This is a genomic window from Paenibacillus sp. Y5S-9 (assembly GCF_036894235.1).
GTDB lineage: Bacteria > Bacillota > Bacilli > Paenibacillales > Paenibacillaceae > Paenibacillus.
On the sequence record NZ_CP145887.1, the window covers coordinates 6833029 to 6845723 of the forward strand.

A 12695-nucleotide genomic window follows, 5' to 3' on the forward strand; every position below is an offset into this window, starting at 1 on the left:
TTTCCTTTTCTGACAGCCTTAGTATATTTTTTGTACGTACATTTGTCAATAATATATAATAGTTATACTTACAAAGGACACAAAATGTACTCTATTTGACCATTAAAAGGTCTTATATGGCTATAAAATGGCTATGTTGTAAGGTACACCTCCATCCATAAAGGCTGGATATGTACGGTTTATTTCGAAAAATGTTCGGTTTTATTTTCATCCCATCTGAATCATGCTAGAATATGTACGTACAACTATTTGAACAACAACATTGATATAGATGAGTAACGATGAAAGAAGTGGACTACGTGAAGCCAAAATACCAGGTCATCATTGATGATATTAAGAGTCATATCCTTTCGGGGACATATAGCATAGGCGAACAGATCCCAACCGAGTTGGCATTACAGGAAAGCTACACCGTAAGTCGCCAGACGGTGCGGAAGGCTATTTTGGAGTTATCTAATGAAGGGTTTTTACGAAGCGAAAAGGGGTCAGGCACTTACGTTAGCAATCAATATCGATCGCGGTCAGGCGGCAATACGTCGAAGAAAACGATCGGTGTGATCACGACATACATCTCGGATTATATCTTTCCGTCCATTATCCGCGGCATTGAGAGTCGTCTGAATGAGGACAACTACTCGTTACTGCTAGCCAGCACCAATAATGATGTGGCACAGGAGAAAAAAGCCCTCGAAATGATGCTCTCCTACGGCGTGGATGGCCTGATTGTCGAACCGACCAAAAGTAATCTGTATAATCCCAATATTGCGTACTACCTGTCATTCAAGGAGCAGGATGTGCCGTTTACGATGATTAATGCGTTCTATGAGGAGCTGGAGGTTCCGTTCTTCTGCCTGGATGATGTGCAATCCAGCTATCTTGCCACTCGGGAATTGATCGCCAAAGGCCATACCCAGATCGGCATTATTGCCAAAATGGATGATCTACAAGGCAAGTACCGGATGAAAGGGTACATCAAGGCGCTGGGTGAAGCGAAGTTACGGTTCCATCCTGAGCAAGTGCTTTCCTTTGATACCGCATCGAAACCAGAGTTATCCTCTAATGTAGCAACGTATCTGGACGAAAACAGGGATTCGCTCACCGCAATCGTCTGTTATAACGACGAGGTGGGACTGGAGGTCGTGCACGCCTGTAGGCAACTCGGCATCTCGATTCCGGATGAGTTATCCATCATTGGACAGGACAATTCGTACATCGCCAAGAACGCCAACATCAGGCTGACAACGCTAACCCACCCCCAAGAACAAATGGGCCGCGATGCTGCCGACTGGGTGATCAAGAATCTGCAAGGCAAAAAGGATCTGCCAACTAACACATACTATCAGCCGGTGCTGGTTGAGGGGGAGACGGTGAAGGAGATCGTAGTGGAATAATATTGTTGTGGGACGGGCGTTAAGTTGTTACCGAGCGTTTCTGTCCAACATACTTAAAGAAGGCCGTCAGAGTATCTGCGGCCTTCTTTGTTTTTGTTCAATATAATGAGGGATTAACCTTTTCGTACATATACATCTTCAAATAGAATTTACTTCGCCTGATCCGCTTCATCGCTTACCAAACTTACAATGACGCCTTTTTTCTTCAGATTCTCTACTACCTGGTCAGCACGCTCATTCAACGGATTGTTAGCCAAATATACCTCTGTCAGATGTGGGATGGTCTCGAGCACTGCAATATCCTCAATGAGGTTATCTTCTACATAAAGGTACTCCAAGGTCGGATGATTTTTTAAAGGAGTTAGATCCTGAATTTTATTATCATTCATAAGGACCCATTCCAACTTTAATTTCTGAAGAGGACTCAGATCGGTCACCTGATTACCGCTGGCGAATAGACTTTTCAGCTTATGCATATTTTTCAATGGAGTCAGACTTTTGATGTTGTTATCTTCCATAAATAAAGTTTGCAGATTTTTTAATCCTGAAAGTGGAGACAGATCTGTAATCTGGTTTCCATCCAAAGCTAAAAACTCTAATTTTTTTAATTTGGTGAGCGGTGTAATATTTTTCACGTTATGACCGGGTAGAACTAAATCCGTCAGATTCACGGCATGTTCAAGGCCTTGCAAGTTAGAAATCTTACTTTTTGTTTCCATAGCATATAGGGATTTTAATTTTTTCAAATCGGCAACCTTTATATCCTTCTTAGCCGACATCTTCAAATCTGTCCGAACAACTTTGGCCAAGACCGGGTCCTTAATAAGCGACGACGCAGCCAAAACGCTTGTTGCTGGTAGTAATACAAAAACCAAACAAAGTACGATTAACTTTTTTATGAATTGATTATGCATGTAGAATCTCCTTAATCATTTAATACTAGAAATATACCATGATTTGGAATGAAATACATGGATATTATCTTCATCCAAATTTAATAGAACCCCTATCGGTCTCATGGTAAGTGCCCTCATACTTTCCCACGATATTCTAGCAGATCATTAATCCCAGCCCTGTCCCATTTGTTTTCAATGAATAAAACGGAGTCCCCAGTGACTTTACCTCTTCCTCAGTCATGCCGCTTCCTGATCCGTTAATCTCATCTCTATCCCATTGCTTCACTCTCTTGGCTGTTATGGGCTCTGATCAAACATCCACTCAAAAGTGAGGACTACACCAAAAAGCCATACGGATGATGGTCCGTACGGCTCATTTAGCAGTTTTATTTATGCACAACACATGTGTGAATGATGAATGACACTGCGAACGAAGGTTACTTCCAGAGCTCTTCAGCAATTTCCTTAATGAAGGCAAGCTTGCGCCATTGCTGTTCCTCGGTCAGATGGTTGCCTTCTTCCGTGGAAGCGAAGCCGCATTGTGGGCTCAGGCAGATTCGATCCAGATCAACATATTGTGTAGCTTCCTCAATCCGTTTCAGGATATCTTCCTTGTTCTCCAACTCTCCGAATTTGGAAGAGAAGAGGCCAAGTACAACCTGCTGATTGTCCTTCAGGAAACGAAGTGGCTTGAAGTCACCAGCCCGTTCCGTATCAAACTCCAGATAGAATCCAGAGTAGTTATCGATGCTCAGTAGTGTCTGCGCAATCGGCTCATAACCGCCACCAACTCCTGCAAATGTCGAAACATAATTACCGCGGCAGACATGAGTGGTTACCACGAGGTCTTCCGGCAGGCCAGATACCACATCTTCGTTCAGTTTTGCGAGTTCGTTTGCGTACTCTTCCACATTAACGCCAATCTGCTCCATCACTGTGATGAACTGTTGGTCACATAATGCGCCCCACGTGCAATCATCAATCTGGATGCTGCGGCAGCCGGCTTCATAGAGAGCCAAGATGGACGCTTTGTACGCCCCGGCAATGTCCGAAAGAAGCTCTTGACGGTTCGGATAGATGGCCTGTGTGCTTTCCTTATTATCTGCCCGGTCCAATTCGAATAGGAACTGGGCTGCTGCTGGAATGGATTGACGGGCAACAACGTCTTCCCCAGCCGCTTCTTTTAAGAAGGCATAGTGCGCTACAAATGGATGACTAGTGTAGCTGATTTTGCCGCTCAGACGAGCTGTTTCCGGTCTGGATGTCGCACCGTTGAAACGATAGCCTTCCTCAATGATTGTCCGCTCTACACCATCCAGTCCCCAGAAGAAGTCCAGATGCCACCAAGAGCGGCGGAATTCGCCGTCCGTTACAGCCTGAAGGCCAACCTCTTTTTGTTTCTGTACAAGTTTCACAATCTCGGCATTCTCCACTTCATTCAACTGTTCCGTGGTAATTTCGCCGTTCTGGTATTTTAATCGGGCATCCTTCAACGCACTCGGGCGCAGGAAACTGCCCACAATATCATATCGAAATGGAGTGACTGTTCGTTGTTTAGGTTCTGTTTGTACGCTCATAGTTTAATCTCCCCGTTTATCATTATAGAATTAAATATAACATATCCGATCGGAATAACTGTTCTACGAAAGAGTTATAGCCCGCTATAGTTATTAGCTATAACGGGCTATATTTAAGCGGACTCTATATACAATCATGTATTCCATCTTACCTGAACGGATAACCTGAACAGGATCTCAACATCTATGATCTCAAGTCAATGTAAGAACGATCTGATCCCCGGCACGGGTGATTTTGTAGATCCCCTCTTGCATGTCGATGCCATAATGCTTTTTCAGCAACCACTTGGCATTGAGATCCGTCTCCACAACCACCAGATAGTCGTAACCACTCAGAAGGTTATCCATATTATCCTCATAGAACAACACAATCCCGTCCACATGAGGAGCATACAAGAAATACTTCCCTACATATTGCATGTAATAGTTCGTGACCTGTTGGTCCCTGTCTGAGGCGTAGAAGAGATATCTGTTATTATCCTCTTGTCCACCTGAGTACCACCGATCACCAGTAACCGCATTAATCTTGTAAGGGAGCGTTGTATCATAACTTTGGGCGATAGAGACAATACCATTGTATTCGGACAAAAGGATGGTGGCGGCAACCGCCATACACCCGATAATGCCTTTCTGATAATGACCTTTTGTCTCAACCGTCTTAAAGGATTGATAATCAGGCACTTCACCAATCCGATAGTGAAATGATCGCTCCAAGTCGATTGCAGCACACAATACCAGCCCACCGGCGAACAGCACCACGATACTCGATGCATAACGCTCAAAGCCCGCCAGGACAATGGCTTCATCCAGTGGCATGGAAAAGAGATACAACGCCAGAATACCTGCATAATACAGTAACAGTACAACGTCCAAAGCAATTAATGCTTTCCATAAGTTCCACTTCTTCTTGAGCACAACGATGGCAAATACAGATGCTGCGATTGCGATAAGCTGGAAAATAACAATGCCGATCACTGGCCGGGTCGTCAGATCCGTACTGGCCTTCAGGAAAGTCCACAGAATCTCCTGCATCTGCTCCGGCGTTTTGCCGGCCTGAATTCCCGAAGTAGCCACATCAAACTTGTTATCGATGCCTTGGAACACCGTTGCCATTCGCCAGCTCCAGCCGAAGTAGGGAATCAGCGTACCGCAGATCGTACCCACGACAGCGAGTGCTGTTTTCCAATCGAACTTTTGCTTATGTTTTAGCCATGTATACACTAAGAAAATCAGACCGATCGCAGCGAAAATAATACCCGTGCTTTTGATGATGGTCAGTAATCCCGCAAGCGGAAGAACAACAATACATGCCTTTTTGATCTCATTACGATATTGGTAGATCACCGCCAAGATCGCGAGCGCGTAGATCGGAAGCAAGAAGTCCACAAGCAGATTGGTGATCCGAATCGTAAGATTGAAAAAAGAAAGTGTAGATAACCCAAGTCCGAGAAAGGCGTACAGAAGAAAGCGTTTCCTCTCCGAAACAATGCCAAACATGGCATAAAAACAGGAAAAGATAAGCAACCCTTGTGCCAAGAGCATCACGGACTGGGAATGCCCCATGAAGCGACAGACATAATAAATAAATGACGAAGTCCCCAGCGGATAGTTTTTAAAATCAATCAGGTTGGAGGCTGGCGTCGGAAAGGCATCTGTACTCAGCATCTGCTTCAATACGATAGCCCAGTGGGAGAAATTATCGTAATGTGTTAACTGGTTCTGAAAGAGCAACAGCAAGAAAACAAAAGTCCCTGCCAGGAATGAAAATTGAAATATGGAAAAGGACATCCGTAATGAGGCCCCTCGGCGCAGCCTGAGAAACAACATTCCCCCATACAAAAGCAAACCTGCAATCAGGATGACAAGGCTGCCCGTAAAGAGCTGCCCTGCCAAACCACTCAGAAATACAAAGCAGGCAATCGATGAAAACACGAATACAGGGATGAATTCCCAACGTAGTGAAAGTGCCTTCCGTACAAATTGCATATAACCAAGAAAGGAGAATATCAATAAAACTCCCATCACAAAATGAAGCACAATGAGCATCTTTATCTCTCCTAACCCTCTCTGGTGGAACGATCGGAATGTGGCTGAATCAGATCTGTCAGCAATTGGTCGATCAGGCCCTTCTCCACAATATCATCGATATTCTCCACCGAGAGAAGCACTTCGCGCTCACGGGCTGTCGTTTTTCCCGTATGTTGCAAAATGACTTCAATATTACTCTTCGTATAAAAAGTAACGACCGCTTCTGCCGCAATATCACCATGGAAACCCGTCGCGGAAAAGAAACGATAATTGAAGCTGCGCAGCGTACAGCTAGCATCATTGGTGAAATGAACTGGAAGCTGAAGGGAAAGCCGCGGCATTTTTCGCTGATCCGATCTGGGTTGAACAATCCGTTTTTTCACATTGCGAAGCATATCGTCATAAGCCGTATCCCACAGATTCATCTGCTCTGGCAATGAGTGTTTACGGTCGTAGATGATTTGCATGTATTGGCGGTTATCATTCTCATCGACCGGCTGAACCGTTGCAGAATAACGCCAGCCCTCCCCATCCTGTTTCACATAAACGATGACTGCATCGAGGTTCGCCTCATATCGCTCGGTTTTGACGACCAGAGAGATGATCTTCTGCTCAGCCAAATAAATGGGATAAGGGACATAAAAGGCAATCCCTTGTTCGGATACATCCACCGTTTTCGCCTGATATCGCAGATTGTTGGCTTGGTCATGAATCGTGACATCCTCCTGCGCCCGAATCCGTTCCGTCTCCCGATACGCACGGCGGCCAATCATGAAGAACAGGGCGTAACACAGCGCAATCATGTTATGAATCAACCAGAAAATAATGATACTGCTGAAGAACAGCGCAATGCCGTACTTGCCATTGACATACCGAATCACGGCTGCAATGGAAAGCAACAGCAAGAAGATATGCGGAAGGGCATATATTAGAGCAGACATCCATTGTCGACCGCTTGCTCTGCTTTTGTTGGTAACCTTGAATTTTTTCTCACGAATACCCAGCGTCTCCAGGAGAACAGGCCAGATCAGATAAGGCATAAATATGGTATCGATAACCTGACTCCATCGCTGATTCCGAATATTACTGGACAGATATCGCATGGATACACTGTAGAAGAAATAAGAAGGAAGCCAGAATATTAAGATCTGCCAGAAGGTTGTGTTCACAATCTGGAAGTCGAATAACGCAAACAAAATAGGTGCCAAAATGAAAATCAACCGGTTAAAGAAAGACCACCAGTATAAGAAACTGCTTAAGTAGGTCACTCTCGTCCAGAAAGGAAGCTTCCCAGATATGGGTGCACGCGTATTCTGCAGGCTCTGAATAATCCCCCTTGCCCAGCGAATCCGCTGCTTAATCATGCTCTTCACTGTTGTTGTCGTCTGACCGGCAGCTTGAACCTCTTGAGTCGCATAGGTAATATAACCTTCCTGCTGCAAGCGGATGCTTGTCTCGAAGTCCTCGGTAATGGTATTCAGCGGAAAACCTCCGATGTCTTCCATGCCTTGCCGGGAAATGATCGTATTGCTTCCTGTATAGGCTACCGCATTGGAGGCATTACGCAGGATGTTCACTTCTCTGGAGAAGAAATCCTGTTCATTCGGAATGCCTTGCTCTGCATACAGGTTAAACTGGAATAGATCGGGATTGTAGAAACTCTGCGGGGTCTGTACCAGCCCAAGCTTGAACTTAGGGTCCATCTCGTCCTGCCTACGAGGACGCCATACCTCATTCTCCTTAATAAACGTGGAGAGCATGAAATAGGGTACCGTTTTCATCAAAAAGGTGTGCTGTGGAATCATATCCGCATCAAACGTTGCAATGAGCGGCGAAGAGCTTTTGCTCAGTGCATTGTTCAGATTACCAGACTTGGCATCCTTGTTTCCGGGGAACCCCAGATATCCCACGCCAAACTGTCTGGCAAGCTCCTCTACCTCTGGTCTTGCTCCATCGTCACAGAGATAGATATGAACCTTCTGCTTGTCCGGGTAATCCATGAACGTACAGGCATTAACGGTTTTATATAACAGATCAACAGGCTCATTATGCGTAGCAATAAATACATCCACATCCGGATAGTACTCCGGCGGAACGATTGGAAAGTCGAGCTGTGTACGTTCTTTTTGCATCTTTTGAAAGAATAATTCAAAGGTTGTCAGTACGGTGACCGTTTCAGCCACAATCAGTAGCATCCCAAAAATGACGTTCAATACGCCTTCACCCCATGGCAACGTAAAGAACGTACGCCATACCAAATAAATCGACATCAGGATCATCGTGATGACAAAAAAGATATTCTGCCTTTTTTCGTTTTGCACTACAGCTGCTTCCTCCTTGCTGCAAATACCCATCTTCGCTGCAATTGGAAACTGAGCAGGAACAGCAAGGCATCACAGACGAATTTCGCCAATTTCTCATCTACGAAGAGAACGGTATGGAATATATATACACCGGTACTGGAAAGCAAGATCACCACTCCGCATAACGTCAGATAGCGCCATAGACTTCCCTGGCTATCCTCTTTGCGAAATACAAAGTGTCTGTTCAGTACATAGTTGACCACAATGGAAATCACTCTCGCAATCACAGTTGCAAGCAGAATTCTTAGATAGTGTTGCTCACCCAACATGGGCCGCAACGCGTCGATCAAAAACCAGGCAATACCCAAATCAACAACAGAACTGGCCACCGATGATGAAATGAACCGCAGAAAATTGGAGAACAACACACCCATTACTCGGGTACTATCCTGGATTGCTTTAAAATGAGTGCCCGCATTGCCATTTTCATAAATGACTTGGATTGGCATGGTATGAATCGGTATGCCAGACTGAATGCACGAGATGAGCATCTGAAGCTCATATTCAAACCGAATACCGCGTACATCCTGCATAAACGCAAGTAACCCGGGACCGAATGCACGAAGCCCAGTCTGGGTATCTGACAGCTTTTTACCATACAGCATGGCAAAAATAAAGGAGGTCATCCGATTGCCTAACAGGGACTTTGGCGGTATGTTCCCCTCACTGAAGTTCCTTACCCCGAGCACCAACGAATCTGGATGAAGCCTTGCTTCTTGGGCTATACGGTAGACATCCTCAGCCGCGTGCTGTCCGTCTGAATCAGCAGTTACAACGAAGGAAGATGCATCGAATTGCTGAGCAATATACTGAAATCCGGTCTTGAGTGCTGCACCCTTCCCCTGATTTTCCGCATGTGTTAGCAGAGCACAACCATTCTCACGAAGCTCCTCAAAAATCGACTGGTAGGCCTCACCCGATCCGTCGTCCACAATAACAATATTGGTCAAGCCATACTCTCGCAATTGCCGTACATAGGTTGGAAGTCTCTCATCCGGTTCAAGTGATGGAATGAGGATGATCGCTTCGCCGTTTTGTTTACCTATAATCATCCTGATAAGCCTCGATTCGACATATTTCAACAATTTTTTTGAATATTGTGAGTATAACATCGAAAAGGCATACAGTAAACGAATAATCTGTATATATATTGGTAATAAAGTCGCACTTTTTTATAAGCTATTTAATAGGCAAAAAGTACTATAAGAGGGTTAGTCTAGTACTCCTCAAACCATTTCACATTTGGCTCTTGTTTCAGGACATGTACCAGCATGGCATGCCGTTATCCACGGTGGTAATAGAAGTGAGCCTGCGTATCCAGAAGCCACTCAAAGCATGAATGAACGCCTTCCCAGAATGCAGTCATTTTTCGCAAAAGTTCATCTTCTGTCTCCATCGACCGATTAGACATGCATCGACTTACAAATCTGGACGAATGGCCACTTATGCGGATCACGAATTTGAATTAGAATTACCGTAGACGATTGAAAAAGGCTGTGATTCCAATGTTATTCGAAAGAGACAAATGGTTGCAGTATGGCATTCTGCGCGATGAGCCCTCTCTCGCTGAACGTTTGCCAGAAACACAGTTGCTTGAGAAGGATACGCTAACGAAGATGCTTCTTCAGTATCCCAGCGTTGTACTGAAACCTCGTAATGGCAGTTACGGAAGGGGTATCCTGTTCATTAAACGAAGCGGTGTAAATGCTTATCGTATTCAAAATGAAAACAACACAGTCACCATGAGAGACAACGAGCAGTTACTGGAATGGTTCGAACAAACAATCAAAAGTGATGAATATATTGTCCAAAAGCGTCTGCAGCTTGCTCAAATTAAACACAGGCCGTTCGACATTCGGATCATGGTTCAGCGCAAAAAGGGTTCCTCGTCCACTTGGAACGTGACAGGTTCCTATGCTAAAGTCGCTGCACAAGGATACCAAGTCACCAATGTGAATAACCGCCCCATTCCAGTTCTTAAAGCACTGAGACTAGCTCGAATTGGAGATCGGCGCTTACTTGTCAGAGCGGAACAAGTTGCACGATTAGCTGCCAAACGATTGGGAGAGCATTACCCTATGCTTAGACAAGTTGGATTCGATATAGCCATCGACAAGAAACGGCGAATTTGGATTATCGAAGGCAATTATCAACCAGCCTTACGGCCTTTCCGACTTTTGAAAGATTCCTCGATGCACCGCAGAATATTATGGTACAAAGAACATTAAAGCAAAAGAAGACGACCAGCATGTTACTCATAGCCAGTCGTCTCTTCCTGTTTAGTACCTGTTTTTGATATTAACCCTCTTCGGTTATTTCCGGCATTTTCTAGTCGCACTTGTAACACGTGTCACTCGGAACTGATTTACCCCTACCTGTATAATGGCGAACTGGCTGTATGAAGTACCAGAAGAGGTATACGGTTCAGCCTCAATATTTCCACTCGGTGTTCTAACCGTCGCAGTGATTCTAGTTACCAGGCACACACCACGGCCGGAAGATCTCCAAGTCTCATCACGCTGAACACTATATCTATCGTTGCTACAAAAGATGGATGCATACTCCACTACTCCACTCGCATTAAACGAAGTCGAGTTATAGATCTGAACAGGGTCATAACCACCTCTAGGTGCTCCAGGTCTTCTATTTCCCATTCTCAAAACCTCCTTTTTTATTGATAATCTATTAGATGCAATTAAATAGTTTTGGTGAGGTATAAATGTGGACAAGGCAGAAAAAGTGTGTTTGTACAGTGGTCGCAAACAACAAAAAGAACCACCCTTTACTGTACAAAGGTGGTTCGAGAATTATAGAACTACTGTCACTATCATCTTATTGAGCCAATTGAGTCGAAACGGTACATCATAGACGGTCAAAACTCCCCATTGCAGATGCTTCTATTCTGCCGCCTCCGCCAACCATGCTTGCAACACCGGAGATTCCGCCCGATTCAAACGTAAAGCAATTTCGGTATTGATCTTATCCGGCGGCATGACTTCAACAAGGACACATACCGATTCTCGCAGTTGATTTAAGGCAAATATGCCTTCATCATCGAGCATTTTCATCGCCAGCTCCATAGCGCTCAACCTCACATCCAACTCCCGATTCCAATCATCATACTCCAGATCCGCAATGAAAGGACGCTCGTTATATCGTTGTTTGACATCGTCAAAGTGATCATCCTGAAAACAACAATAGGGCGAATCCGCATACGACCATTTGATGAGATCCGCAATCGTGGAGACCGGCGTATCACTTTCCTCTGCTTGCCTAGCCGACTCCAACGCCAAAGCTTCCCACGACCAGGCAGAGATGCTTGGCGCATGTCCTTCTCCAGTAGTGTATAACGTACAATAATAGTAACGTTCACCATTTTCAAAAAGAGTGCAAAAAGACGTTCTGGCGGCAGCAGCGATCTCTATGGCCAGTGTCTCTATTTCTTGCATTGGCTTCATGATTGGAGTTCCCCTTTCCATTCGTTGATCATTTGCCCCTTCGATATGAATTGGCTACTTGGACTAGATACCAGACACCCGCACCCACAAGGATAGCAAACACCAGATTGATGCAGCCGAACACGATGAGTGACTTTGCTTGGCCTGGACCGATCCGGAAAGCGGTAGCGAGCTGGAAGACAGCCGGTAGCAGAAATGCCAGCCATGAGATGGTTATAAGCTTCTCTGTTCTAAAGCTCCACCACACTGCGCAACATGAGGCAACTAGCAGTACCCAGGTACAGATAAGCTTTAGGGCGAACATCATTTCGTCCCCCTCCTATTTGCCATGAATCACAAGTCCATATTTACTGAATATCCACGATTGGCTCAAGTCGTGCATTGCATCATGGCTTATACGCACAGAGGGCTTTTGCTCCTTCATCGCATCTGCATCATGGGCTGAGAAGCGAAGGGGTTTGGTCATTTTTTTGATCGAGTCTCTTATTTCATCGAAAAGCGCATAGGTTAGCGGCTTATGGTCCCGGATATCCTCATATATATAGTACTTTCCTTTTTCATCTTCCAAATTAACTTGAAAACCTTTCGGAAATGAAAGCAAGATACACGGCAGTTCATCCTCTGCCCATTGTCCGTGATATGGAAAAGAAACCCCTTCATTTCTCACAAAAAATCCTGAACTTTCTTGATCCGATGCAATAGAAATAGAGTAAACAAAGAAGGGATGGATGTCATCTCTCTTTTCTCCTGCCACAAAATACTGATAGAACGTCTGATACTCCTCGTACACCTGATTATAATCATGCTCTGTTCGGGCAGCATTGGTACGATAGAATTGCGCTTGCCGATGCTCCAAAAGCTGCAAAAGGCTTTTAAACTCTTCAGGAGTGATGAAGAATCTCAGTTTATAGAATCCGCTATTCTTTAATTTGTCCATTTTTTTTCGCTCACCGCCCTGTTTAGAAATGTTATGCCATTGACC

Annotated in this window: 11 protein-coding genes; 2 read left to right on the top strand and 9 right to left on the bottom strand. The window is 44.8% G+C overall.

The window, feature by feature from the left end:
• Nucleotides 1–299: 299 nt before the first annotated feature.
• Nucleotides 300–1391, top strand: coding sequence for a GntR family transcriptional regulator (locus V6669_RS29945; RefSeq protein WP_338595090.1), 1092 nt, complete (start codon nt 300–302; stop codon nt 1389–1391).
• A 149-nt stretch (nt 1392–1540) separates the two neighbouring features.
• On the opposite strand, the gene V6669_RS29950 is transcribed toward V6669_RS29945, so the two are convergent.
• The 5 genes from V6669_RS29950 to V6669_RS29970 all read right to left on the bottom strand — a co-directional run bounded on the left by V6669_RS29950 (nt 1541) and on the right by V6669_RS29970 (nt 9307).
• Nucleotides 1541–2305, bottom strand: coding sequence for a leucine-rich repeat domain-containing protein (locus V6669_RS29950; RefSeq protein WP_338589556.1), 765 nt, complete (start codon nt 2303–2305; stop codon nt 1541–1543).
• A 419-nt stretch (nt 2306–2724) separates the two neighbouring features.
• Nucleotides 2725–3864, bottom strand: a complete 1140-nt coding sequence (locus V6669_RS29955; RefSeq protein ID WP_338589558.1) for a 5-methyltetrahydropteroyltriglutamate--homocysteine S-methyltransferase — start codon at nt 3862–3864, stop codon at nt 2725–2727.
• Between the two features lie 192 nt (nt 3865–4056).
• The gene (locus V6669_RS29960) at nt 4057–5910 is read right to left on the bottom strand and encodes a hypothetical protein (RefSeq protein WP_338589560.1); all 1854 of its coding nucleotides are present in this window, start codon (nt 5908–5910) and stop codon (nt 4057–4059) included.
• Between the two features lie 11 nt (nt 5911–5921).
• A complete protein-coding gene (locus tag V6669_RS29965) occupies nt 5922–8213 on the bottom strand; it encodes a glycosyltransferase family 2 protein (protein WP_338589562.1) in 2292 nt (763 codons plus the stop codon).
• Nucleotides 8213–9307: a bifunctional glycosyltransferase family 2/GtrA family protein gene (locus tag V6669_RS29970; protein ID WP_338589564.1), complete on the bottom strand. Its 1095-nt coding sequence runs from the start codon at nt 9305–9307 to the stop codon at nt 8213–8215. Before V6669_RS29970 ends, V6669_RS29965 begins: the two co-directional genes overlap by 1 nt.
• A gap of 453 nt (nt 9308–9760) precedes the next feature.
• Between V6669_RS29970 and V6669_RS29975 the strand changes: the two genes are divergently transcribed.
• Nucleotides 9761–10483: a YheC/YheD family protein gene (locus V6669_RS29975; protein WP_338589566.1), complete on the top strand. Its 723-nt coding sequence runs from the start codon at nt 9761–9763 to the stop codon at nt 10481–10483.
• An 84-nt stretch (nt 10484–10567) separates the two neighbouring features.
• On the opposite strand, the gene V6669_RS29980 is transcribed toward V6669_RS29975, so the two are convergent.
• The 4 genes from V6669_RS29980 to V6669_RS29995 form a co-directional block, all read right to left on the bottom strand.
• Nucleotides 10568–10909, bottom strand: a complete 342-nt coding sequence (locus V6669_RS29980) for a hypothetical protein (protein ID WP_338589568.1) — start codon at nt 10907–10909, stop codon at nt 10568–10570.
• A 243-nt stretch (nt 10910–11152) separates the two neighbouring features.
• A complete protein-coding gene (locus V6669_RS29985) occupies nt 11153–11713 on the bottom strand; it encodes a DUF4303 domain-containing protein (RefSeq protein WP_338589570.1) in 561 nt (186 codons plus the stop codon).
• Between the two features lie 28 nt (nt 11714–11741).
• Nucleotides 11742–12020, bottom strand: coding sequence for a hypothetical protein (locus V6669_RS29990; RefSeq protein ID WP_338589572.1), 279 nt, complete (start codon nt 12018–12020; stop codon nt 11742–11744).
• A gap of 12 nt (nt 12021–12032) precedes the next feature.
• The gene (locus V6669_RS29995; RefSeq protein ID WP_074092861.1) at nt 12033–12650 is read right to left on the bottom strand and encodes a hypothetical protein; all 618 of its coding nucleotides are present in this window, start codon (nt 12648–12650) and stop codon (nt 12033–12035) included.
• Between the last annotated feature and the right edge of the window lie 45 nt (nt 12651–12695).

Coding starts and splice junctions, on each gene's coding strand:
- V6669_RS29990 (WP_338589572.1), bottom strand. CDS start 12,020: ATGATGTTCGCCCTAAAGCTTATCTGTACCTGGGTACTGCTAGTTGCC.
- V6669_RS29960 (WP_338589560.1), bottom strand. CDS start 5,910: ATGCTCATTGTGCTTCATTTTGTGATGGGAGTTTTATTGATATTCTCC.
- V6669_RS29975 (WP_338589566.1), top strand. CDS start 9,761: ATGTTATTCGAAAGAGACAAATGGTTGCAGTATGGCATTCTGCGCGAT.
- V6669_RS29980 (WP_338589568.1), bottom strand. CDS start 10,909: ATGGGAAATAGAAGACCTGGAGCACCTAGAGGTGGTTATGACCCTGTT.
- V6669_RS29950 (WP_338589556.1), bottom strand. CDS start 2,305: ATGCATAATCAATTCATAAAAAAGTTAATCGTACTTTGTTTGGTTTTT.
- V6669_RS29955 (WP_338589558.1), bottom strand. CDS start 3,864: ATGAGCGTACAAACAGAACCTAAACAACGAACAGTCACTCCATTTCGA.
- V6669_RS29970 (WP_338589564.1), bottom strand. CDS start 9,307: ATGATTATAGGTAAACAAAACGGCGAAGCGATCATCCTCATTCCATCA.
- V6669_RS29985 (WP_338589570.1), bottom strand. CDS start 11,713: ATGAAGCCAATGCAAGAAATAGAGACACTGGCCATAGAGATCGCTGCT.
- V6669_RS29995 (WP_074092861.1), bottom strand. CDS start 12,650: ATGGACAAATTAAAGAATAGCGGATTCTATAAACTGAGATTCTTCATC.